The organism is Streptomyces sp. NPDC000134, from assembly GCF_042899225.1.
Taxonomy (GTDB): Bacteria; Actinomycetota; Actinomycetes; order Streptomycetales; family Streptomycetaceae; genus Streptomyces.
Map to the genome: position 1 here is coordinate 86,838 of NZ_JBIAZN010000020.1, position 22,608 is coordinate 109,445.

19 protein-coding genes are annotated in these 22,608 nt (G+C 68.7%); 4 read left to right on the top strand and 15 right to left on the bottom strand.

Going from position 1 to position 22,608, the window contains the following annotated elements; translation table 11 throughout:
- The first annotated feature begins 264 nt into the window (after positions 1-264).
- Complete coding sequence (locus tag ACFY32_RS26880) at positions 265-4,695, top strand: AAA family ATPase (RefSeq protein WP_390675477.1); 4,431 nt, start codon at positions 265-267, stop codon at positions 4,693-4,695.
- Here ACFY32_RS26880 and ACFY32_RS26885 read toward each other — a convergent pair.
- From ACFY32_RS26885 to ACFY32_RS26920, 8 genes are all read right to left on the bottom strand, one after another.
- Positions 4,688-5,800: a hypothetical protein gene (locus tag ACFY32_RS26885; RefSeq protein WP_390675478.1), complete on the bottom strand. Its 1,113-nt coding sequence runs from the start codon at positions 5,798-5,800 to the stop codon at positions 4,688-4,690. The two genes, ACFY32_RS26880 and ACFY32_RS26885, sit on opposite strands and share 8 nt — an antisense overlap.
- The gene (locus ACFY32_RS26890; protein WP_390675479.1) at positions 5,784-6,614 is read right to left on the bottom strand and encodes a thiopeptide-type bacteriocin biosynthesis protein; all 831 of its coding nucleotides are present in this window, start codon (positions 6,612-6,614) and stop codon (positions 5,784-5,786) included. The genes ACFY32_RS26885 and ACFY32_RS26890 overlap by 17 nt, the downstream gene beginning before the upstream one ends.
- A 20-nt stretch (positions 6,615-6,634) precedes the next feature.
- On the bottom strand, positions 6,635-7,879 hold the full coding sequence (locus ACFY32_RS26895) for a lanthionine synthetase C family protein (protein ID WP_390675480.1): 1,245 nt from the start codon (positions 7,877-7,879) through the stop codon (positions 6,635-6,637).
- Entirely contained in the window at positions 7,876-10,779 is a 2,904-nt protein-coding gene (locus tag ACFY32_RS26900) for a lantibiotic dehydratase (protein ID WP_390675481.1), read from the bottom strand. The genes ACFY32_RS26895 and ACFY32_RS26900 overlap by 4 nt, the downstream gene beginning before the upstream one ends.
- 84 nt (positions 10,780-10,863) lie before the next feature.
- Positions 10,864-11,055 (bottom strand): FxLD family lanthipeptide, encoded by a 192-nt coding sequence (locus ACFY32_RS26905; protein ID WP_390675482.1) that lies wholly within the window; start codon positions 11,053-11,055, stop codon positions 10,864-10,866.
- 63 nt (positions 11,056-11,118) lie between these two features.
- Entirely contained in the window at positions 11,119-12,324 is a 1,206-nt protein-coding gene (gene fxlM, locus ACFY32_RS26910) for a methyltransferase, FxLD system (RefSeq protein WP_390675483.1), read from the bottom strand.
- A 511-nt stretch (positions 12,325-12,835) separates the two neighbouring features.
- Entirely contained in the window at positions 12,836-13,306 is a 471-nt protein-coding gene (locus ACFY32_RS26915; RefSeq protein WP_390675484.1) for an ATP-binding protein, read from the bottom strand.
- Positions 13,306-13,812, bottom strand: coding sequence for a hypothetical protein (locus ACFY32_RS26920; protein ID WP_390675485.1), 507 nt, complete (start codon positions 13,810-13,812; stop codon positions 13,306-13,308). Before ACFY32_RS26920 ends, ACFY32_RS26915 begins: the two co-directional genes overlap by 1 nt.
- Before the next feature lie 326 nt (positions 13,813-14,138).
- Here ACFY32_RS26920 and ACFY32_RS26925 point away from each other — a divergent pair, with 326 nt between their 5' ends.
- The 3 genes from ACFY32_RS26925 to ACFY32_RS26935 are packed head-to-tail and all read left to right on the top strand — an operon-like array spanning position 14,139 to position 16,536.
- The gene (locus ACFY32_RS26925; protein WP_390675486.1) at positions 14,139-15,464 is read left to right on the top strand and encodes a hypothetical protein; all 1,326 of its coding nucleotides are present in this window, start codon (positions 14,139-14,141) and stop codon (positions 15,462-15,464) included.
- 17 nt (positions 15,465-15,481) lie between these two features.
- Positions 15,482-16,036 (top strand): GNAT family N-acetyltransferase, encoded by a 555-nt coding sequence (locus tag ACFY32_RS26930; RefSeq protein ID WP_390675487.1) that lies wholly within the window; start codon positions 15,482-15,484, stop codon positions 16,034-16,036.
- Between the two features lie 14 nt (positions 16,037-16,050).
- Positions 16,051-16,536 carry a gamma-glutamylcyclotransferase family protein gene (locus ACFY32_RS26935; RefSeq protein WP_390675488.1) on the top strand — a complete coding sequence of 162 codons (486 nt, stop codon included), beginning with the start codon at positions 16,051-16,053 and terminating at the stop codon, positions 16,534-16,536.
- 63 nt (positions 16,537-16,599) lie between these two features.
- Here ACFY32_RS26935 and ACFY32_RS26940 read toward each other — a convergent pair whose 3' ends face one another.
- The 7 genes from ACFY32_RS26940 to ACFY32_RS26970 are packed head-to-tail and all read right to left on the bottom strand — an operon-like array spanning position 16,600 to position 22,602.
- Positions 16,600-17,022, bottom strand: coding sequence for a hypothetical protein (locus tag ACFY32_RS26940; RefSeq protein WP_390675489.1), 423 nt, complete (start codon positions 17,020-17,022; stop codon positions 16,600-16,602).
- Positions 17,022-17,522, bottom strand: a complete 501-nt coding sequence (locus ACFY32_RS26945) for a hypothetical protein (protein WP_390675490.1) — start codon at positions 17,520-17,522, stop codon at positions 17,022-17,024. The genes ACFY32_RS26940 and ACFY32_RS26945 overlap by 1 nt, the downstream gene beginning before the upstream one ends.
- On the bottom strand, positions 17,519-18,967 hold the full coding sequence (locus ACFY32_RS26950) for a type IV secretory system conjugative DNA transfer family protein (protein ID WP_390675491.1): 1,449 nt from the start codon (positions 18,965-18,967) through the stop codon (positions 17,519-17,521). Before ACFY32_RS26950 ends, ACFY32_RS26945 begins: the two co-directional genes overlap by 4 nt.
- A gap of 29 nt (positions 18,968-18,996) precedes the next feature.
- Positions 18,997-19,263 carry a hypothetical protein gene (locus tag ACFY32_RS26955; RefSeq protein WP_390675492.1) on the bottom strand — a complete coding sequence of 89 codons (267 nt, stop codon included), beginning with the start codon at positions 19,261-19,263 and terminating at the stop codon, positions 18,997-18,999.
- On the bottom strand, positions 19,263-19,583 hold the full coding sequence (locus tag ACFY32_RS26960; protein ID WP_390675493.1) for a DUF6238 family protein: 321 nt from the start codon (positions 19,581-19,583) through the stop codon (positions 19,263-19,265). Before ACFY32_RS26960 ends, ACFY32_RS26955 begins: the two co-directional genes overlap by 1 nt.
- Before the next feature lie 59 nt (positions 19,584-19,642).
- Positions 19,643-21,079 (bottom strand): ATP/GTP-binding protein, encoded by a 1,437-nt coding sequence (locus ACFY32_RS26965; protein WP_390675494.1) that lies wholly within the window; start codon positions 21,077-21,079, stop codon positions 19,643-19,645.
- On the bottom strand, positions 21,076-22,602 hold the full coding sequence (locus ACFY32_RS26970; RefSeq protein ID WP_390675495.1) for an SCO6880 family protein: 1,527 nt from the start codon (positions 22,600-22,602) through the stop codon (positions 21,076-21,078). Before ACFY32_RS26970 ends, ACFY32_RS26965 begins: the two co-directional genes overlap by 4 nt.
- Between the last annotated feature and the right edge of the window lie 6 nt (positions 22,603-22,608).

Consider the following 22,608-nt stretch of genomic DNA (forward strand, 5'->3'; position numbering starts at 1 on the left):
GAGCGTCGCATACGCCCGAGGTTTCGCGTGACGAGGGAGATCACGAAGCAGCAGTGAGGTAACAGCGCGAATCGATCCGGCATCGATGATGCCGAAACAGCAGATGAGAGCGGTAATCGCGAGGAGCGGCCGACAGCCCCTCGCACAGACGATCCAAGATTAGAGGACCAAGGTATCGTCACTTCGTGACGATACAATCGGCAAAGATGACCGAGTCTGATCGAATTTGTACGGGGGGTGAGCGGGCCGTTGGGGTGGGTAACCATGATCGGCCCGTCCGATGAACAGGTTGAGTATCGGCTTACCGGCGGTCACGGTTGCGGGAAGTCCACCACGGTCGACGCGGCACCCCTCGTCGCCGCCATCGAGGCCAAGGCCGAAGCGGCAGGCGCTCCGGTCGCGTCCCTGCTCGGCTCCCGCGAGGCCAAGCGCTCCTTCTTCCGTGCCCGCGGTGTCCTCCGCAGCAAGGGCACGGCGCGGTTCACCGGGTTCGACGCCGTCGAAGTCGCTGCTGCCGCCGGACTCGATGCCCGCGACCTCTACGGCGACCAGGCCCTTCCCCAACCAGCGACCGACGGACAGGTGGACTACCACCTCGATGCCAGCGAACGCCCCCTGGTCTGGATCGGAAACGGCCTCACCGAGTTCGACATCACCCGCGGCAGCATCCTCGCCCCCGAGCAGTTCCAGGCTGCCCGCCGCCTCATGCACGGTGAGGACCCTCGAACCGGGCAGACCCTCGTAGAACCCAAGCTCGCCATCGCGCCGGCCGCCAAGCTCCCCGCCGCCCCGCTGGCCCGCGCCATCCGGCGCGCCGCCGCCGAACGCAGCGTGAACCCCGCCTCCCTGCTGGACTCCAAGCGCAAGCAGGACGCCTACCGCCGGATGGAGAACCAGCTCAAACGGTTCGGGGAATCCCACCGCGTCCCCGCCTCCACCGTGCTGAAGCTCGCCGACGCCGTCGGCATCGATGCCGTCGACCTGTACGGCGAAGACACGCTGGAGAGGGCCGTGGCCGCCGAGGTGGGCGGCCACCTGGACGCCCGCGCACTCCTGCGCGCCGTCGAATCCCGCGCAGCCGAGACCGGACAACAGCCCGGCGACCTGTTCACCGCCACGTCCATGAAGCGCCGGTACGCCCAGACCGAAGGCGAAGGTGCACGGCGCCTTCGGGATCTGCCGATGGACGTACGCGAAGCCGTCGCGATGGCCAAGGCGGCGGGGCTCGCGCCCGAGGAGGTGTGGGACGCCGAGGAGATCAAGGCCGCTCTCCTCGAAGGCCGCGTGCAGGTCGGCAACCGTGGCGCCGACGTCACCTTGGACCTGGCGAAGTCGAAGTCCGCGTTCCTCGCGTACGCTCCCGAGGAGATCGCCGCCCAGGTCGAGGGCATCTACACGGCCGCCGGCCGCGAGTCCATCACCGCTCTGGAGCGGTGGACCGCGTACGGCATGCGCGGTCGCCACGGCGACGGCGACGAAGCGGCGACCGTGGCCACGAGCGGGTTTTCCGGCTGGATGATGATCCACCGCGCCGCCCGGCCCGTGGACGGCGCCCCTTACGGTGACCCGCACTTCCACCTGCACTTCACCCTGGCCAACATGGTCAAGGGCACCGACGGCAAGTGGTCCACGATGGCCAGTGGGGGCCGCGACCTCCACCGGCACACCCGCGCGACCCAGTCCCTCATGAACGCCCGTATCCGCCGGGAGCTGACCGACACGTTCGGCATCGGCTTCCGCCGCGAGGAGCGGACCGGCGCATGGGAGATCGCGGCGATTCCCGAGGCCACGATCCGCCTGTTCAGCAAGCGCGACAGCCGGGTCCGCGACCTGCTGTCCAAGCTGGGCATCGACTACGACAGCGCCACTACCCGCGAGCGCACCGCCGCCTCCACCGCGTCCAAGGCCGCGAAGAACGGCGAGGCCGCCGGAGTCAGGGACGACGTGCTGCGCGCTTACTGGCAGACCGAAGGCCGTGCCGCGGGTGACGATCCCGACGCCATCGCCGTCGGCGCGATGCAGCAGGCCCGAGCGGACCGGAACCCCTCTCTGGACGAGCTGTGCGCCCAGGTATTCGACCCGAAGACCGGCCTGACCAGCCACTCCAAGGAGTTCACCCACGCCGCCGCCATCGCCGCCGTGCTGGATGCCCTGCCGTACGGAGTCGCGAACGCCGCCGAGGCCGAACAGCTCACCACCTCCGTACTCCGTCACGCCGGATACGCGGTCCAGCTCAACCCGAAGGGCGCCCAGCACTTCACGCACGCCGACCGGTACACCACGGCGGACGTCGTGGCGGCGGAAACGCTGATCATCTCCGAGGCCACGAACCGGCTCGACACGCAGGCCGCCGTCATCAGCCGCGACACGGTCGACATGACCCTGTCCACCGTCGAGGCCCAGCACGGCGGCAGCTTCGCCTTCTCCGGCGAACAGCGCGCCGTCCTCGAACGGCTGCTTACGGCCGGGCACGGAATCGACGCGGTGGTGGGCATCGCCGGAGCCGGCAAGACCACGATCATGAACACCGCCCGTGCCGCGTGGGAGTCGCGCGGGCTCGTCGTCGCCGGCGCGAGCACGGCCGCCGTCGCCGCCGCGAACCTGAAGGCCGAGGCGGGAATCGAGTCCCGCACCCTCGCGTCCTGGCTCACCGGCATCCGCACCGGCGGCCCCGGTCTCACCGGCGTTGACGTGTTGGTCGTGGACGAAGCCGCCATGTGCGATGACCGCGACATCGCCGAACTCCTCACCCACGCCGCGAAGACCGGCACGAAGATCGTCGGCATCGGCGACCCGAAGCAGCTGCACTCGCCCGGCATCGGCGGTTCCTTCGCCGCCGTGCACCACATCGTCGGCGGACTCAGCCTCACCGAGAACTTCCGGCAGAAGGACGCGATCGAGCGCCGGGCCCTGGAACTGTGGCGCGACGACCACCGCGTGGAAGCACTCCGTACCTTCGCGGGGACCGGCCGCGTGCACGCACTCGCGGACAGGGACGCCACCCTCGCCGCGATGCTCACCATCTGGGCGGACAAGCGCGCCGCGCACACCGACGACCACACCGCCGTGCAGCAGCTCCTCATGCTCGCCGCCACCAACGAGGTCGTGGAGGAACTGAACGTCGGGGCCCGCGCCCTCCGTAAGGAGAACGGCGACCTCACCGGCCCCGAGCACACCTACGCACTGCCCGGCGGCGGCGAGCTGATGCTGTCCGTGGGGGACCAGGTCCTCCTTCGGACCAACGACTACCGGGCCAAGCGGACCCGAGGCGAGAACGAAGACGTGCTGAACGGCCTCCGCGGGATCGTGCGGGCCGTGGACGAGGAACGCCGGGTGCTGGTCGAGTGGCGAGAGAAGACCACCGACGGCCACCGTGACGTTGCCGAATGGGTCGACGCCGACTACATCGCACAGGGCGGACTCAGCCTCGGATACGCGATCACCGGCCACAAGTCCCAGGGCCTCAGCGTCCAAGAGGCCCTGGTCTACGGTCCCGGCGCGCAGGCGAACGCCCTCTACACGATGATGAGCCGCGACAAGAAGGAGTCTCACCTCTTCTTGCCGCTGTCCGTCTACGAGACCGATGCTGACCGTGCCCGCGGAGGCGACGCACTTACCGAGCAGGAACAGCTTGACCGCGCGGTCGCGGGCCTCATCCGTGAGATCGAGACCGGTACTGAGGAACGCATGATCCTCACCGAACTCCCGGTGAACGCCGTCCCCGCTCGCGTCCGGGACGTCGTTGCCGATCTGCCGACCCCACGCGCTCCCGGAGTTGGTGACCCGCACGAGGCAGATGGCCACGAGGACGTGCCGGAGCCCGAGGTTCGACGCCCGAGCGTCGCCGAGCGGCCCGCGGGGCCGGCCTCGGCCCCGGACACCGCACAGATAGGTGACCGCCCGTACGCACACCTCAGCAACACTGCCCTGCGGGACGCGATCCGCAAGGCAGCCACTGCTACCCGCGCCACGCGAGCGGCAGCCGAAAGGGCAGAGACAGCAGCCGATCGCGCCGAACAACAAGCCGCAGCAGGAACAGGCCCGAACGTGCTCGCCCTCAACCGTCGACACCAGGATGTTGCCCACCGTGCTGCGACAATCCGTGAAGTTCAGTCGCTGACCGAGACGATCGCCACGCGGACCGCTGGTCTGCGCGATGTCGAGGAACGGCTTGAAGGGCTCGAACAGCAGCTGGCTGCCACCGGCCGTTTCGGGCGGCCAGTGTTGCGTGGGGATGCCCGGAGCACCGTCGAAGGCGATCGTGACGAACTGCTTCGCGGCCATGAACAGGCTGGGCGCGAACTGGAGCACTTGAACAAGCAGCTCCGCGAACTGGCTGAGGCCGCAGGCCCCACCAGTGAATTCGAAACCGTGCTCACCGAGGCGAACATGTCCGCGGAGGAAAAGGGTGCCCTCCTGCGACGGGCCCAAGAGAAGGACAACCAAGGCGCCAAGCGCCTCCGCTCCGAGGCAGCCAAGATGCTGGGTGTCGCTCGCGGTTCCGAATACCGAGCATCCGGGCTTCAAGGGGAACTGTCGTGTCGGACTCAGCGTGGGCAGCACCAGGCCGATGTCGAAGAGTCTCTGGAGCCGTCCGCTCGGAAGCCCGAATCTCCGTACGCCGGCCCCACCACAGCGGACTTCTCGCAGCCCCATCAGCCTCCGGGAGCGGCCCCAGACACGCCAGTCATGTAGAGGTCGAAGGGCCGAGAGTCCCCTGAATGACGCGTCGACTCGTCCGCAAGGCGCTGTCGATTCGAGCCCGGACTTCCGGAGGGAGAACTCCAGATTGCAGGGCGCAGGCGCTCAGCAGTCGCAGGCAGTCCGTCACTTCCGGGTCGGTGGCCAGCTCTCGGGACAGCGGGTGCGAGAGGGCATCGCGTGCGGCGTATCCGTCGTTCGTCTTGAGCGCTCGACGGTGCAGGTCAGCGACCACTTGGCGTGTAGCAGGATCTTCGGGGGAGTCGATCAGGTCCAGTACGACGAGACCGAGCCGGGCGTGGAACGCTGCCAGGCCCTCCAGGTATGGGTGATCGAGATAAGTGGTCACGAGGTCCTGAAGGGGGCGCTGCCACGGTCGTCCGGCGGCGCGGAGAAATAACACCGTCAGGCAGTCCGTAACGGTGACCTCCCACGGTTCTCCGGGCTTTGTCCCCGTCAGCAGGTGGTTGGCGTGGGTGGCGTCGCCGTTTGTGAGGGCAGCCAGAACGGCGACTTGACGGCCGTCAAGCATCCGTTGGGCGAGGCCGCGGTGCTGCTGAATGTGGTTGAGGGCATCGTTCCAGCGGCCGGCGCTCGTGAGTGCGCGTGTCCCGTCGGCCAGGAGGACCGCCCATAGCCAGGTGCGCACCTGCTTGCGGTCGGCGTCGGTGGCCACGAGGTTGGCGGGGACGGTGATGCTCTCGACCTGCGCGGGCTTTGCGTGGGTGACGCCGTCGAACAGGGTCAAGAGGAGTTGGCGCCCTGTGTCTCGATGCCCGGCACGAAGCTGGAGGCGTGCCAGGTTGACTGCCGGTTCGAGAGCACGTACGGCTGCGTCGGGGGACAACGGCGCGGCGTGCAGGTAAGCGGCAGCGTGCTGTGTGCACATGGTTCGGGCTGCGTCGGGGAGACCGATGTCCGAGGCGATCAGCGCGGCCTGGTTGTAGACCGTGGAGGCAACGCTTGGGTCGTTCTGCTTCCGAGCGGTGTCCGCGAGGTCGGCCAATGCCTGGACTCGCTGAAGCAGCGGGAGGCAGGCGGGGCGGGGACGCGCGACGAGCGGGAACCGCCGGGCGATGTCGTCAGGGAGCTTCAACACGGTCTGCTTTGCTCCTCTCGGTGGCGGGATCCGAGCCGAAGATGACGGTCTTCGCGGCTGCCGTGAGGGTGGCCTGCGTGGCGTAGGGAAGGCCGAGTCGGTTCCAGGCGAAGATCACATGATGGGCGAGGACATCGCGGAGCCCGCGGTGGAGCTGTCCGGCCTCGTTGAGTCGGGCCAGGTCGCTTCCGGCCTCGGTGTAGGCCGAGACCCATTCGGTGGCCGCTGACAGTGGGCCGCCCGGCTGCGTCGCGTACTGCGGGTCTACGGAGAGCAGACGGCGAACGGCGGTGTGCAGCTGGTCGTTGCTGTCCCGCTCGGAGCCGGGTGGCAGAGCGCGGTGGGCGGCGACGCGCGCCCAGACGTCGCCCTGTTCGTACCAGTCCAGGCCGGCGGCGCGCATCATGAGGCTGCACAGCATCAGGGAGGTCTCGCGTCTGTGTCGAGCGGTGTCACTGCGGAGGAATTCCAGAAGATCGCGGCTATCACGGTGAAAGAAGCGGTGAGCGGAGTTCATGGACGGGGCGCCGCCGAAGGCGTGCACCTCGGGCTCGTAGATGATCTCCGTCCATCCTTTGGTGTGCCCGGCTGAGACCAGCTCATCGAGGCGCTGGTCTACAGGGCTCTGCGCGTCGGTGACAGGTATGTAGCGGATGCGCCAGCAGGGGTGCTTGCGGATGATGAACCACGTGGTGATGGCTCCGACGGCCTCTGCGGAACGGAGGAGTGGGGCGAGTTCGGTTATGGCGGTGGCCTCGGCGCGTTCCCAGTCCGGGAACACCACGTTGACCTGGCGCCAGGGGGGTGGGGTCATGAAGTGGTCCTCCGTGGTGTTCAGGCCAGGGCGAGGAAGGTGTCCCAGTGGGGAGCGGGCACGTGATTCGTGCCGATGGTGTGCAGGGCGAGTGCCGCGCCAGCGGCTCCGTCGAGGAGTTCCGGGTCGTGACCGTCCTGTTCGAGTGCGGTGATCAGCCGCTCGGCGAGGTGCGGTAGCTCTGCGGCGATGGCGGGGTTGTCGGTCTCGGTGGCCATGCGCCATGCCGCGTGCAGCAGGCCGGCCATGCCGTGGCACAGCCCGATCTCGGGGAGCTTGGCCTGCTGGTGCGGGTCGCGCAGGGCGTCGAGGATCGCGTTCTCCGCCAGCTGCACACGGATTGGATCTCCGAGGGCGAGACCGGCCAGTTGCTGGGCGCGGGCGGTGCCGCTGGCTCCGTAACACCAGGAGGGCCGGGGGCGGAGTTCGGCGTGGACGTGTTGGTCGGTTGCTTGCTGCGTGGTGATCTGGCCGGGCCACCAGGGATGGGTGTCGTTGCCTTGCCGCCAGCGGTCGGTCCAGCCGCAGATCCGTTCGATGGCGTCGGGCAGGCCGGGCAGGGTCACTCCGTAGATCAGGGCCTGCGAGAGCACGGCCAAGGCGGCGCCGATGCCGTGGGCGAGCCCGAAGTTGCCGTGTCCGCCGGGGTAATCGAGGTGGAGCGCGCCAGTGGGGGCGACGTTCATCCACCAGGGCGGCAGTCCGGCAGAGTCGGGCAGGGGCTCGGTCAACCGCACCAGGTAGGCCAAAGTGTCGCGGGTGATTTCGTGGTGAGGGTGGCGGCTGAGGTGATAGGCCCCGAGCCCGGAGAGCCCTTGAATCAGGTCGAACTCTTCCATCGGAGGGCGTTCGGCACGGTCGATGCGTTGGTGGGCGGTGGCGAGCCGGGTTCTGGTGACAGCGAGGGTGGCTGCGTCCAGGCGCTCCAGGAGCCGCAAGTATCGGCTTGAAGCGCTCGCCGCGCGGTGCGTGATGAAAGCGAGGGCGGGAGCACCGAAGTACAGGTTCGCGTTGGCCGCCGCGCTGACTTCGCCGTCCACAGCCGCAGCCAGCCAGGGGTGCGCCGTCTCCCAGGAACCGCGGCCGGTACGAGCCCGTTCGATGTGCAGCAAGGCGATGCCCGAGGCGCCCCCGGCGAGCGACTGGGGCCACGCCCGTCCGCCGCCGGGCCGGCCGTTCGGCCACGCGGTAGCCGGGTCGGCCAAGGCATCGGCCAACTTGTCGGCGGTCGACAGCGCGGCGGGAGCAGGGGCTGTCGTGGTCACGGCGTTCTCCTTGCTCGTGCCGTCCAGCTCAGGGCCCCGGCCCTGGCCAGGTGGAGGTGTGCGCGCTCCTCCGGCAGGCCGGGCCCTTGCACCCGTACGTGGTGCAGGTGCAGAAGGTCGGGCAGCAGATCGTCGGGGTTCGATTCCGTCTCCGCGAGCGCGCGGGCGTAGTCGGCCAGCGCTGTCCGTCGCGCGGCCCAGGCCGCGATGGTGTGTTCGTCCAAACCGCTGGGGTGCGTGTGCACCAGGTCGACGGCCTGTCGGTAGACCGTGCGGGGAGGGGCAGTTGAGTCGGTTCGGGTGTGCTCGATGAGCCAGTGCATCGCCGTGGCGCGGTCACCCAACAGGCCGACGGCGATGTCGACCATGCTCACGGCGGTCACCGCACGGGCATCCGGTGCGTTCTTCGCTCCTGCGGCGGTGAGCTGGGCCAGCGCGGCGACGGAGTCCGCGGCGAAGTACGCCTCGGCCGCGTCGATCGCTGCGGGTCCGCCGAACCGCGCAGTCTCCGGATGGTGGGTCTCCACGCTGGCATGGGTGATTAGCCCTCGGCGGCGAAGCTGCTCGGTCCACTCGCCGATGTGCTCGAAGGCCGTACCGAGGGTTCGGGGTGCGCAGGTCAGGCGAAGACGAAGGTGGTCGTGGGGGTTGGGGTAGCGGACGAACCAGCAGCGGGGGTTGCCTAGGCCCCTGAGCAGAGTCGGCAAGTGTCGGATCAAGATGGGGTCTTGCCAGTCTCGGCCTCCGTGGAGCTGGAGGTAGAGACGGTTTCCGCTGCCGGGCAGGTGTCCGTGATCGCGGGCAACGACGTGGGCCGTCGTCCGCACAGGTGCGTGGTTCTGCTCTGTGATCAGGGGGATCACGGCTTCGTGGGCACGACCGCCGGTCCACCCCAGTGCCTGGGGCCCTGGGGCAGGGTGCAAGGTCGCCTTACCGTCGCGGTCGAGGTGGGCGCGGAGTAGGGCCCGGTGGGAGGGCTCGGTCAGGTCCAGAGCAATGCGCTGATCGGCCTCGCTGAGGTACATGTGCTCGGGAAGGTGCATGTCGCTGCACCGCCGGGTCAGGGCTTCGTCCCACTCCGGCCACGGTGCTGACGCGGCGGGCAGGTCGTCGTGGTCGAGGAGCCAGCGAGCCGGCGAGAGGATCGTGCGGCCGTAGCGCAGCGCGGGCAGGAACGGAAGGTTCGAGGCAGCGGTGCCCCACAGGAAGCCCGTGCAGGGCACAGCGAGGGCAACCGGTGCCTCGGCCAGGAACCTGGTGAGCGGATGGGAGTGCAGCCCCAGGTCCACCGCGTTGAGCAACAGCGTATGCACCGGGCAGCGGCGGGAGAGCGAGACGAGGTGGAGCTGTTCGGCGTCGGCAGTGATGGCCAGGTCCGTCACCGGGACCAAGCGGCTGCCAGGGCTCTGGTATTCGCCCAGCGAGATCACCAGATTGGTCACCTGCGGAGCGCGTGCGACGTTCTCTGCGCGGACGGATAGAGGGGTAGCACTGATCTGAGCCACGAGCGCGCCGCGGTGCACTCCCGGAAGCCCGGCGTACACGTCGGTCATACGGTGCCGGTCTTCATCGGGCAGCAGGTTGAGAAGGCGGCCGGTGGTAGTCCCGGCCGAGCGCGCCACGCCGACGACATGCAGGATGAACTCGCCCCGCTGGAGCGCGGCAGAGTCAACGGCATCGACGCGTACGGTCAACTCGGTGCTGGGCTGGACCGGGTGGCCGGGTTCGGTGGTGGCCAGGTCTTCCAGCGCAGCGTCGTTTAGCACGACCTCAGTACGGCCCTGGACGGCGGCGGCGTGGGCGAGGTTGATGAGGCGGCTGTCCCGATCGGGCAGGGGGGAGAGCGCTGGCGCGGTGGTGGCGCCGAGGTAGCCGGGCGGGTATCCCAGCTCATTGATGGCGTTCAGGACGGGGACGATCGCTCGCGGCCCGTATCGGTCGAGGAACCGGCCGTGCCATTCGGTCCAGCCAGTCAGTGCGGAGCGGGGCGCGAGTCGGCTGAGAGCCTTTGCTGCCATGGCTGCCTCGCGGGCCACCGTCTCCGGGATGGTCAAGTCCCAGTCCAGGCGAAGGTCGATCACGGGACGGGGAGTCTCGGCCAGCTCGGCCTTCTCGTCCATGGACAGGTGGTGTGCGTGGTCGTTGAGGCCGGTGAGCGGGTCGGGCGTTGTCATCGCGGGGCGCAGGCTGGTGAGCAGGATCCGTTGCTGAACCAGGCCCGAGAGGAGCTTGTCTATCGCCGCGGGCGGGGCGCCGGGGAAGTCGACGGCGAGCTTCGTCGCGAGGTCGGTCCACGGGATTGGCCTCCGTGCGCCGTTCAGGGCTCCGCGCACGGGTCCCGTCATGCGTATCCGTACGTGTTCGGGGCCGGCATCGCGTTTACCGTTGGGCCGATGCTCGATCACCACGTGATCGTCGTGTTCTGTGGCGAGGCTGGAGGTGAGCAGCATCAGGCGCGGTTGCAGTGCTGGATGCTGCTCGAAGCGGTCGGCCAGGAGCGTGGCGTGTTCGGCGTCTGCTCTGGCCGAGGGACGGTGTGCATAGCCGAAGCGCACCGAGGGCGTGGCACCTATGCGCGCGGCTGCAACCCCGGAGAACAGACCGAACGGCGTGGCGCGCGTGCGGGCGCGCAGCAGGTAGCGAAGAACAGCGAGCACGGTACGGCGCACGGTGGCGTCCGACAGTGGGCGGCCGGCGCAGACCTGTTCGACGCGGTTCGCGAGGTCAGGGCTGGCAGCCGTGACGGCCGCGGGGAACTCTGAGCGGGACCAGGTCTGCTGTAGCCACGTTCGCCACGATGCGGAGTTCGAAGCGGCGCTCACGAGGTCCGGCAAGACGATCTGCTCGTCCGGGTGTCCCGCAGCGCCCCGGATCAGCGCTGCATCGACATGGCGGTACATGTGCCCCTCCTCTGGCCGCGCGGTGCCCGGCCGCACCCATGAGCTGGACGCGGCCGAGCACCGCGATCAACGCGGTCGGTACTGCTACGGGCAGCTCACGCACGCCGTGGCGCACGTGGAGTTACATCCGTCGCTCGTCAGACGGATGAGCTGGTCCGCGGCCGGGCCGCCCTCGACGATGGTGATGTCGAGGTCCCAGTCCGCCGACTCACCGGACGGCGTCAGAGCGGCGTCCGGCTGCACGGGCGCCAGCGGGCGCTCCATCTGTACGGTCATGTATGCCTCCTTGGGGCACTTGACGGATGGTGCACGGTCCCGGAGCCCGAGGGCCCCGGAGTCTTAAGCCCAGGTCGCCGTAACGATGCCGTGGCGGCGCAGCACGGCGTCCCCGGGCAAGGGCGTGGGGGCGGGTCCCGGCAGGTAGCGGAACGTCGCGGCTCCCCGTCGACGGTGGTTCTGCGCCCAGCGGCGGAGCAGGTCCGCGTACTGGTCGGCGAGTGCTTCGGCCTGCGGGCCGTGGGCGATCACGCCGCTCTCGAAGCCCCCGGTGTCGGCGTTCTCGCGGCGTGTGCGGTAGGCGATGCTGTCCTGGCTCACCAGCGCAGGCACACCCTTGAGGGCAGACGCTTCCACGAGTCCGCTGGCGACGATTTCCTGCGAGGCGTGGAGGCGGGCTGGGCTCGGCAGCTTGAGCGTGAGGAACAGGTCCAGCTCGTCGGGCAGGTCATAAGCAGCACCGGACCAGTGCTCCAGCCGGGGCATGCCGATGGCCGCGTTGAGCGCTTGGGGCTCCAGGGGCACCCGCACGTCGTCGGTCTGCAGAGCGATGCCCTCCCGCAGCATCACCTTGCGCTCGTCGGCGGCACCCTCGCCCTGCATGGGCACGAAGTGCGCCAGGCCGTAGGAACGGCTGATCAGGCCGTCTCCGTCGCGGTCGAAGGCGATGCTGCGGGTCGTCCCGCACACCGTGAGCGGGACGACGAGCCGGCCGTTCTCCGTGAGTCCGTTGATCCACGACGAAGGGATGTCCCACGCTGCCGCAGTCACGATGATCCGGTCATACGGGGCACCGTCGGGGACGCCGTGCTCACCGTCATCGAGGACCGTCTTCACCCGGGCGTACCCCGCGTCATCAAGGCACTGGCGGGCCCGGTCGATGACGTCGCGGTCGATGTCGACCGTGGTGACCTCGCCTTTGCTGCCGACGAGTTCCTGAAGGTAAGCGGCATTTACTCCACCGGAGCCGATCTCCAGAACCTTCATGCCGGACTCGATCTCGGCCTGCTCCAGCATGACGGCCTGGAGGTGGGCCGCGGACATGACGCTGATGTCCATGCCGTGTTCGTCCTTCTTGACCGGCACGGTGCGGTGCAGGCTGTACGCCAGTTCCGGCGGCGCATCCGGCGCGAACATGTGCCGGGGCACGGCGGCGAAGGCGGCAGCGACGGGCTCGGTCTTGACCCCGTCCTCGTCGCGGAGCGCGCGGACCATGTCCGCACGCAGCGCATCGGGATCACGAACTGTCGAGTCGTCAATAGCGGTCATCAGAATACCCGTTCCTGTCGTCGTTGGTGCTTGTGGCGCGCGTGCTCGGCGGCGTCATATGGGGACGCTAGCCAGGGCGCCGTATCAGGGGGTCGGATACGCGCCGCCAGGAGGGCCAGCCCCGACGGTTCGGCTGAAATCCGGTCCTGACACTCATCGCTGTTCGTCGTCCTTTCCTGCGGGTGGTGCGTGTGGGGAGGAGTCTGGTGAGGGGGTGACTCCTCCCCACACGCTTCATCCGGTACCGGTCCTGGTGCAGGCCCGATACCGGGCGAGGGCTCGTCCGTCGCCGACGACGGGCGAGCGGTTGAACGGGCCGGCGGCTCTCCCACAGAGCGATGCCGGGGCGCGCTGCGGCGGCGCCTCCCCCCGAGGGGGTGGGTCACGGGTCTTCCGCGCATGGCGGTGATCCTCACGACCCGGAGGAGGCCCCTGGGAACCGTCGGGTCCTTGACGCGGACCGGCATCGACTCGGGGCCCGCGATTCCGTCTCGTACTGCGATGTTCGTCATCAGCAGGCCGCCAAACTCAGCTCGCACCATGTGGTGGCGCCTCCGTCCGCGACGCCCCAGGTGCCTCGCCGGTCCTCGGCGATCGACTCCACGAGGACCAGGCCGCGGCCGTGCTCGTCGGTGTCACCGGGGGCTTGGGGCAGTGTGCGGTAGCTGGGCACACCGTCGTGTACGTCGATGCGCAGGAAGCCGTCGTGGAGAGAGAGGGTTACGGTGATTTCTCGGCCTCCGCTGTGCACGATGGCGTTGGTGACCAGCTCGGAAACGATCAGGACCGCCTCTTCAGCGACGTAGGCCAGGCCGTGGGCGTTCAGGCGTTCTCGGGTCCGGTGTCGCATGACGCCGACCTGTTCACCGTCCTCGCGAGGAGGAAGTTCCCCCGGCGGTCGCTGCTTGATCTCGAACGTGGAACTCATGAGGTCGCCGTCGCGGTGGGGGGCGCGGCGCGGCCGTACGGCAGTCGTTGTCATCACGTCCTCTGGGGGGCTCGGAGGACCGCCCGGACCGCGGATACTGCCCTGCTGAGAGGGCTCCGCTCATCGTCGGGGGCAAGGAGGAAACGTGCTTCGGCAAGGCAGCGGACCAGTTGCACCGGGGCGGTGAGCAGGGGGGCGCCACCTATGGCCGACTCAGTGTTGGGTGCCTCCAGCCACTCCACCGGTACGTCCTGCACCGATGGCGTGAGCCCGGGGATGCGAACCGCGTGGCCAGCACCGAGGCACATCGGAACGGCACTCCGGTCGAGCCAGGAGGCCCCGGCGACCAGCTTGCCCCAGCGGGCTGCGGTGCCGGGCGGCACGAGGACGGCCGCCGTGGTCAGGTTCGTGAAGCGGACAGCCGGTCCGACGGTCTGTTCGTACCGGCGCAGGATGTCGTACGCCAGCTCAACGAGAGTGCGGTGCGCCAGTACGACATCGAAGGTGATGCCGGTCGGCAGCCGCCGGGGGAAGTCGGGTGCGAGGCGCCAGGCGGACATGGAGTCGGCCGGCGAGGGAGTTGCCGAAGCGAACCACGCAGACAGGCGCTCGTGCTCGCCAGCCACGTTGCAGGTCTCCATCGGCTCTCCAAGTTCGGCACACAGACGGATCGGTACGCAGGGTGCGCCCGCCGTCACCTAGTGCACCGAAGAGCAATGGCCGTGAACAGGTCTTTTCGCCGGAACACTGGCTGCCCCCTACCCGCCCTTCTCCCGCCCTTTGGAAGGCTCTCTCACCCTCACCAGCGCTTTCGCTGACGACACCTCACACGCCCCACTGCACGACCGCTACGGTGAGCTGACACCAGTTGGCAAGGGGGTAGCCGGTGAGCCGCAGCCCGATGAGAGCGTTACGCGAGACCCGTAACCGGACCCAGGCGCAAGCGGTCGCTGAACTCAATGCCCTGGCGGGTCGGCTTGCAGCCGAGAGGCGAGTGTCGAAGCGCCCCACCTTCACCGTCCGCCAGATGTCGAAGTGGGAAAGCGAAACGAAGCCGCGTCCCTATCCGCATCCGGATACACGGGTGGTCCTGGAGGTGTACTTCCAGCGATCAGTCGAGGAGCTGGGGCTCCGCCCAGGCTCCCGGAGGGAGCCCGCTGAGGACTCTGCGGTGCCTGTCGTGACGCCGGTCCCCCTCATCGAGCAGTCGGCCGCTGCCGTCCCGCTCTTTGCCGGGGGCGACCAGGACCCACCACCGTGGCTGGCCCAGACGACGACTGGCGTGGCCAGTTCCACGGACTGGCGAATCGCGGAGGACGAGGTCGAGCTGCTGCGTGAAGCAGCAGACGATATGGATGCTCAGGATCAGCAGTTCGGCGGAAACCGGCTCTGGCGACCGACGCGCGCTCACCTGCTATGGGTGCACCACATGATCGACCGAGGTATCTACGACGACCAGCTTGGCCAGCAACTCCACTCCCTTGCCGGGAAGTTCACTACCAGTCTCGGCTGGTTCTCGTATGATGCAGGGCTTCATACCCAGGCCCGGCAGTATTTCTCCGAAGCGCTGAATGCCGCGATGCTGACCGGCGACGACGTCCTATCGAGTCGGACCTTGAGCAACATGTGCCGACAGGCCGTAGACCTGAATAAGGGACGAGAAGCGATTCGCTTCGCCCGGCTCGCGCAGACGCACGCCGAGATGTGGAACGCGCCGACACGGGTCTCCGCGCTGCTAGCGATCCGCGAGGCGCAAGGTCATGCCCGCGTCGGTGACGTCTTCAACTGTGAGTCCGCGATCAGGAGAGCGTGGAAGGAATGGGAACGCGGGACGGACGACCGTGACCCGGACTGGACCACGTTCCTTAATCAAGCCGAATTGGTGTGTCTGGAGGGCATGTGCCGTCTCGACCTCGGCCAGACGGCACGCGCTCAGAGACTCCTCGCACAGTCGGAGAAGCTTCAGGACGTAGCGCACTCGCGGAACAGAGGTATGTGCCTCGGCCGGCTCGCGACGGCAGCGATCGGCGCAGGGGACATCGACCACAGTGTGGATGCCTCGAAGAAAGCCATCGGGCTGATCCGGACGGCGGGCATGTCTTCCGCTCGGACAGTCCAGCAGTTGAAGATCGTCCATGACGGACTGGCTCCCCACTATCGCGCCCGCGGGGTAGGGGACCTGCTTGAAGAGATCCGCGCGGTTGTCGCGTGAATGGGCAAGAAGGAGAGATGCAGCCAGTGGTAGCGGAGTACCAGCGGTACGACCAGGTGTCGGTCAAGGCCATCACCGATGAACTGGTGGAGGTGTACGCCCGGGTGTACGACGTTCCCCCGTACATCGGTGACCCGTTCTTCTCCGTCGCCTCCTTCCGGGAGCGGCTGGAGGCCGCGTACGGCAGCGAGGGCTTCGAGACGGTGACCGCACGCCGGAACGGGCAGATCATCGGTTACGTGCACGGCGCCACGCTGCCCGTCGACAAGCCCTGGTGGACGTCGCTTGGTGACCGGAGGCCGACGCAGCTCCGGACCCTTGCGGACTCCGGGCAGGTGTTCTGGCTCCGAGAGCTGATGGTCCTTCCCGAGTACCAGAACCAGGGCCTCGGCAGAAAGATCCACGACACCGTGATCACCGGCCGTGCGGAGAGTGCCACGGTCCTTACTTGCATCATCGACAACCAGCCGGCTCACGATGCGTATCTGCGTTGGGGGTACACGGTGATGGGGGAGATCAAGCACGCTCCCGAGTCACCGACCTATGACGCCATGTACCTGCCCAGTTCGTGATGGCTGGAACGACTATGCACCAAGCACCCGTAAAGCCTTTCGCCGTCCCGGCACCTGTTGGTCGCCGGGACCGACTCTCTCCTGATGGAGCGATCCTGTTCACGTACGGGACGCTCCAGTTCGATGCCGTCCTCGTAGCACTGATCGGGCGGATACCGCAGCGTCTATCCGCCCGCGCACCCGGCTGGCGCGCGGCATCCCTGGAGGGCCGCGTATACCCGGGGCTCGTGGCGGCCCCGGGTTCCGTAGCACCTGGAATGCTGTTCACTGACCTGAGCCGGAAAGAGTGGTTGATTCTCGACGCCTTCGAGGATGACCGCTACGACCTGCGCGAGATCCCGCTGACCTCTGGCGGACGCGGCCTCGCTTACATCTGGCCTGACGGCGAAGTCCGTGACGAGGACTGGGATGCCGAGCAGTTCAGGGCTCAGCACCTCACGGAGTACGCCGCTCGTTGCGCACGGATTGCTCCGAGACTCGCTGCCGAAGCGGGCCAATGACAGAGACAGCGTTCGGGGAGATGGGGGAGGCTCCTCGAACGCTGACGGCCGCCTCTGTCGTGTTCAGATTGCAGGGGACTCGGGTCCATGCGGAGCGATCAGTTCCTCGGGAGTCGGCTCGCCCCTATACACCGAACGGCGGCGCTCGGTCCCATCCGGTTGCCCACTGGGACGAGTCTCGGACGTGTTCGAGGCGACGGCCTTCGTGAACACCTGCTCCGCACGGTCCAGGGTCAACCGCATCGCGCCGTACGGCCCCAGGGCGTACCCGGTCCGGTGTCCGTGCAGGTGCAGTTCCTTCACCGCCTGAAGACCGGCGTCGACCTCCGACACGTCGTCCGGTGGGACGAGGGCGTGTAGCTCCTCGGCCCACTCCCATCCGAGATCACGGAGCACGGTCCGGGCCTCCTCCTGCTCCCAGCCGCTCCGCGCCACCAGTCCGTGACGAGGGTCCGCCGAGAAGACCATGTTCGGGTCCGTCATCATCAGGCCATCTCCTCGACCCGTCCTGCGGCTCTGGTCTCTTCGCTCTTGGCGGTGGGCCAGGCCGCGAGCTGGAAACGCGCCGGACGCTCGTCGTGCTTGCCGACACGGCATTCGTCGCCCGCCTTGCCCAGCGCCTTGTTCATGCGGGTGACGAAGCGGTCGTACTGCTCGTGCCAGATCACCGACGAGCCCGCTTCCGCGTACGCGTCTTCCCTGGCGAAGGCCAGGGCCGCGATCTCGTACGTCAGGCCCTCGTGCTTCGCCCAGCAGGGCGGGATGACGTCCTGTGGCTGCCAGGCGTACGTCCGGTTGAGCCAGCGGCACACGGAGTCGAGCCAGGCAGGCATCGGCCCGATCAATTCGGCGGACAGGGCGCCGAGGTCCCACGGAGTGGGGCCGTCGACGGCAACGGACTCCTCCGTGCTTCGATCCGCGATGTACTCCAGGATCAGCGCGGGCGGCTCGGGAAAGGGCTCGAAGTGGGTCAGGGACTCGGTCATGCGGCAGCCGCTCCTTCACGGCCGGCCCACGCCGCCGCGTGTGCCTTGGCCTGGTTCCTCTTCTCAGTCGCCCGCCGGGTCCGCTCGGCCTCGTTGGCGCCCCGCAGGTCGCGGACGTGCCTCTCGATCTCGGGCCAGGAATCCCAGGTCCACATACCGTCGAGCCGGGTGACGATCGGCGGGAGGTTGTCCGCGAGGACCAGAGCGTGGCCCTCGGGCAGGCGCCTGATCTCGTCTCCTCGAAGGACGGGTTCGAGGGCCATGTGCGTGGCCGTGGAGTGGCCGCCGCGGTCTCCGCCGGACGTGGTCTTCGTCGTGTGCTCCCGCTCGACCTGACCGCACAGGTCGGACATGTCCTTGAGGAAGTCGGGGTCCTTGTCCCCAGGCAAAACGATGACGTTGTTGGTGAAGGCCGCCAGTTCCTTGGCGGTGTCCTCTCCGAAGCGGGCACGAGCGGACGCCCACGCCTGGAGGCCGTAGACGACCGTGATGCCACGGCCACGGCCGTCGGCGACGCGTTGGCGTAGGGACGGGATGGGCGCGATGTTCGGCGCCTCGTCCAGGGCCGCGAGGAGAGCGGGGTCAAGCCGCCCGGCCGGGGAAGCGAGGGCGTGCGCCTCCGCGAGGTCCAGGAGGTCTTCGGCTATCGCGGTGGTGAGCGGCGCGACGCTGTTCACCTCCGAGTCCTTGCCGAGGAGGTAGAGGGTGCCGCCGGCATCGAGGAACGCACCGAAGTCCGTGGGTTCCTCGCCCTCTCCCTGAAGGGCGTTGATCACCGACTGGTGCATGAAGGGTTCGAGCGCCGCGTCCAGGGTGCTGGCCGTGTTGCCGACGGTGCGGCTGTCGCCGGTGGTCGCCGTGCGGAGCATGTCCGCCCAACCGGGGCCGGCGCCGGGGTGGGCGTTGAGGATGCCGAGGGGCGCCGGGTCGGTCAGCTTGCGGGCCCACCGCAGCACCCAGTCGAGGGACGCGCCGTCGAGGGCGGCGGCGTGGAAGAAGGCGGCAAGGATCTTGGACGCTTGCCCCTTGTAGAAGGCGCTGCCTTCGCTCGACTGTGCCGCGCTATTGGGGGTGCGCGAGCCTGCGACGAACGCCTTCCCGCGCATCATCGCCACCTCCGTGTCGGCTGCGCCGTTGATCGGGGTCCACCGGAAGCGCGGGAGGCTCGGAGCGATGTTCTGCGGGTCGAAGACCGCGACGGGGCGGCCGTCCCGCTGCCGGGCGTCGAGGGTCAGTTCGACCAGATCGGGCTTGGTCGAGGTGGCCAGGACCGGACCGGCCCAGCGGCGGACGAGCGGGGCGAAGAAGCGCAGCGTCTTCCCGCTGCCCATCGGGCCGATGACCCGGCACGCCTTGTCGGCGCGGGACCAGAGATCGACACCCTTCGGACGCTGCGAGACGCCCAGCGAGTAGCCGAAATCGTGAGGATCGAGGGGGTGGTGCATGACGTACTCCGGAGCGAGGAGGAGGGAGGTCAGCGGGCGGCGGAGTGCTTCTTCGCGAAGCTCACCCGGGCTGCGCGGCTGTTGCGGCCGTCGTCGCCGCTGAGGGAGGGCCTGATTTCGGTGGCCTTCAGGACTGCTTTGGCCGACATCTGGCGCTTGAGCTGTCCCTTGCTCGCGAATCCGGCGTTGCGCCGTCCGCGATTGAGCAGGAACCAGAGCGCCACCAGGGCCAGGGCGAGCACGGCCGTCACGGCGTAGAGGACCAGTGAGATGCCGCCGGGCATGATGAGGTCCACTACTCGGCCCCCCGGGCGACGCGGGCCGCCAGGTAGCGCATCCGCCGGCCGCACAGCCGTGACACCGACGCATCGGGTCCGGCACAGTGCGGGGGCGCGGTGTGGAAGGCGCTGTGCAGGTCCTCGGCGGCCCGCCAGATGTGGGCAACGGCCGAACGAACACGTCCTCCGGCGGCGGAGTAGTCGCCGTGGTCCAGGACGAGAGCCAGTTCCTTCGCGCGCCGGGCGAGGCCGAGAGCTTCGGCGTGCAACTGGTCGATGTCCTGCCGCACCGTGCGTTCATCGGCGCGGCGGGTGGAGTGGTCGGTGGTGACGGTCATGGAGAGGGCTCGTTCCGAATCTGCGGGGAAGGGGGCAGCGGAGAGGTGGCGGTGGCCGCTCATTCGGTGTCCGGGGAGATGCTGGTCAGGTCGGTCATCGAGCCGGAGGAGAAGCACAGGTGCTGCTCGGCCTCGACCAGGAGGTGTTGGACGCCGGGGTAGATCACTTCGCCGACCTTCCAAAGCGCGATCCCGCGGCGCAGGCGCATGATGTGCTCGGCCGTCCAGGACGGCAGGCCCAGCCGGGCCACCGTCGCTTCCGCTTCGGCCTTCTTCTGACTGTAGATCACGATGGTGTCGGCCATCTTCAGCGCCGCTTGGGTCTCCGGGCTGTCGTCGATGTCCGACAGGTGATGGACGATGAAGATGCAGGACAGGCCATATCCCCGCGCGAACTTGAGGAACTTCTCCAGCAGGCTCGCGAGTTGGGGTGTGCCGAGGATGTGCCAGGCTTCCTCGCAGACGAGGATGCGCTTGCGCTGGGTGTAGCGGCGGCAGCCGGTGTTCTGGTTCGGCCCCAGCTCCCAGGCGCCTGAGTTCGCGTCGACCACGATGCGGTCGTGCGCTCCCGGTTCCGTTCCGCACTCGCACAGTGGCCGAAGCCAGACCTCTTCGAGGAACACGCTGATGACTGCGACGAGGATGGTCATGGCGACGCCGCCGGACGGGACCTTGGTCAGGTCGAAGACGATCATGCCGGCGTCGAGGTCCACGCCGAGGCTGGTCGGTCCGTCGAGCATGCCGGTGAGGTCGCCCGTCGCATCCTGCTCGCTTCCGCAAAGGCGGTCCAGGACGTAGGACGCTTCAAGTCCGTCACCGAGGAGTTCGTCCCGCGTGCGCTGCTTGGCCGCCGCGTCGGACTCCTCGGGGGAGCGCAGGGCGGCTGCGACGTCGGCCAGGACCGGGGTGCGGCCGAGGTCTCCGGCCCGCTGGTGGGCCCGGCGGATCGCGATGCGGAGCGCGGAGCCGGCGAACTCGTCCAGGGTCTTGCCCAGGCCGAGTTCCACGATCGTGCGCACCAGCTCGACTTGCCGCTTGCCCGCGATGGCGGGGTCCATCGGGTTGATGCAAGAGGCTCCGCGGCCCTCGCCGGGGGCGAACTTCACCGGGGCCTTGCCGGTGAGCGAGCGGCCCAGTGCGGCCCACTCGCCTTCCTCGCGCTCCTTCTGTTCCTTGGTGTCCAGGACGACGACCTGACGGCCGAGGCGAATCTGTCGGGCGGCGTAGGTCTTGGTCAGGGCCGACTTTCCCCGGCCGGTGTCGCCCATCACGATCATGTTGCCGCCGGGCAGGCCGTCGCCGAAGGCCGAGAAGGGGCAGTAGATGAACGCCTTGCCGGAGTACAACTCGCGGCCGATGATCGCGCCCGCCGTCCCGAGGGTCGGCGGGGCGATGGGCAGGTACAGGGCCTGGCTGGTGGTCGTCTCGGTGTAGAGGGGACGGCGCACCGTCTCGTACATCGGCGACAGCGGGGCGAGGTCGAGGAGGTCAGTCACTTGATGCCTCCGGCGAGGGGCAGGGTCGTGGCGAAGGCGCGAGCGTGTTCGAGGTCGAGCCATTCGATCCGCAGGTGCGCGTTGCGGGCGCGGGAGGCGGTGGTGCGCTTGGTGCGCTCCAGCTCTTCGGCGCTGCGCGAGGAGATGGTGATGTAGCCGACGACGGCGGAGCCGGCCGCGCCGGAGGACGCCAGGGTCATGCCGCGTGATCCGGTGGCGGTGGCGGCGATCTGGTCGCGCGGGTCGATGTTCTTGCCGCGCTTGCGGTCGCGGTCCATCTCGGCCTGGTTGTTCGTGTCCTCCGCGAGCATCCGTTCCACTGCCTTGTCGTTCGGTTCGAGCTGCTGCGTGATCGAGATGGTGCGGATGACGTCGGGCATCCCGATGAGCAGGGGCGAGAGGAAGTCGGGGCCGACGGGGGTGGTCGGCCATCCGACTACGGCGGCCGTGGCGTGGTACCAGCTTTCGGTGGAGCCCGCCGCGCGGGTGGAGAGGTGGGCGCCGTCGCGGACGTCGACGTTGCGGGGGAAGGCGTGCGCCTGCCGAAGGTCGGTGTCCCAGATGGCGTGGTCTGGGTCGTAGGAGTTCCGGATGAACGCGGTCAGCCGGCCCGCGTCCAGGGGCGCGATCACGGAGAGGTCAGCGTCCTCCGCGCGTGACCACAGCTCATCCAGGTACGCGGCCATCGCGGCGGCGATCCCTTCGTCACCGGTTCCGCGGGCGGCGCCCTCGGCCGCCAGATCGCGGGTGAACTTCGCGTGGATGGTGATGTAGTAGCGGTGCTCCTCCGCGCTGGTGGACACGGCGTCGGCGAGCACGTCGTAGGAGTCCTTCAGCCACTGCGGCGCGTCCGCCGTCGCGGCCGACTCGTCGCGCTGCGCGATGAACCGCTGGTGCGCGTACGGGTCGCTCTTCATCTGCCGGGCGAGGACCTGAATCCGCTTCACCGGGTGTTCCTCGACGTTGCCGAAGGCGTCGAGGAGTTCGCCCCAGCGCTCCAGGGCGACGACCTGCTCACCTACCTCCTTGCCGCCGAGACCGGGCGAGGCGATCTCCAGCGTGGCCGTGACGCATCCGGCCTCCGGCTGGAGGACCACGACGGCCTGCTGCCCGCGGACCGTGACCGGCACCCACGTCATTCCCGTGACGCCCTCCGGCTCTACCAGGGCCGCGTCCGGCGGCGTGCCGTTAGTGCGCACGCCGGCCTCGACGGCCGGGGACACCCACACGCCGCCGGTGCGGCGGAGAGCCTTGCGGTGGTACCGGTTGATCCGCCACCAGCGGTACAGCGTGCGCCGCTGGGACGTGCCCTTGGGCCGGTACGGGGCGTACACGATGACCAGGGCGAGCAGGATCGGCAGGACCAGGCACGTCGCGGCGATGGCCGTGACGCCGTTGAAGAGGTAGCCGAACAGGATGCCGGTGACGGCGCCGCCGCCGAGGACGACCTGTTCGCCGAGGTCGCGGCGGCCCACCAGTCCCGTGGGACGGTGCTTTCCGAACTGATACGTACGAGTCGACATGGGCTG

Excerpts from the sequence above, each read along its gene's own strand:
- ACFY32_RS26905 (WP_390675482.1), bottom strand. The coding sequence starts at position 11,055 with ATGACCGTACAGATGGAGCGCCCGCTGGCGCCCGTGCAGCCGGACGCC.
- ACFY32_RS26920 (WP_390675485.1), bottom strand. The coding sequence starts at position 13,812 with ATGTCCGCCTGGCGCCTCGCACCCGACTTCCCCCGGCGGCTGCCGACC.
- ACFY32_RS26900 (WP_390675481.1), bottom strand. The coding sequence starts at position 10,779 with ATGTACCGCCATGTCGATGCAGCGCTGATCCGGGGCGCTGCGGGACAC.
- fxlM (WP_390675483.1), bottom strand. The coding sequence starts at position 12,324 with ATGACCGCTATTGACGACTCGACAGTTCGTGATCCCGATGCGCTGCGT.
- ACFY32_RS26970 (WP_390675495.1), bottom strand. The coding sequence starts at position 22,602 with ATGTCGACTCGTACGTATCAGTTCGGAAAGCACCGTCCCACGGGACTG.
- ACFY32_RS26945 (WP_390675490.1), bottom strand. The coding sequence starts at position 17,522 with ATGACCGAGTCCCTGACCCACTTCGAGCCCTTTCCCGAGCCGCCCGCG.
- ACFY32_RS26960 (WP_390675493.1), bottom strand. The coding sequence starts at position 19,583 with ATGACCGTCACCACCGACCACTCCACCCGCCGCGCCGATGAACGCACG.
- ACFY32_RS26890 (WP_390675479.1), bottom strand. The coding sequence starts at position 6,614 with ATGACCCCACCCCCCTGGCGCCAGGTCAACGTGGTGTTCCCGGACTGG.
- ACFY32_RS26880 (WP_390675477.1), top strand. The coding sequence starts at position 265 with ATGATCGGCCCGTCCGATGAACAGGTTGAGTATCGGCTTACCGGCGGT.
- ACFY32_RS26935 (WP_390675488.1), top strand. The coding sequence starts at position 16,051 with ATGCACCAAGCACCCGTAAAGCCTTTCGCCGTCCCGGCACCTGTTGGT.
- ACFY32_RS26915 (WP_390675484.1), bottom strand. The coding sequence starts at position 13,306 with ATGACAACGACTGCCGTACGGCCGCGCCGCGCCCCCCACCGCGACGGC.
- ACFY32_RS26940 (WP_390675489.1), bottom strand. The coding sequence starts at position 17,022 with ATGATGACGGACCCGAACATGGTCTTCTCGGCGGACCCTCGTCACGGA.
- ACFY32_RS26950 (WP_390675491.1), bottom strand. The coding sequence starts at position 18,967 with ATGCACCACCCCCTCGATCCTCACGATTTCGGCTACTCGCTGGGCGTC.
- ACFY32_RS26930 (WP_390675487.1), top strand. The coding sequence starts at position 15,482 with ATGCAGCCAGTGGTAGCGGAGTACCAGCGGTACGACCAGGTGTCGGTC.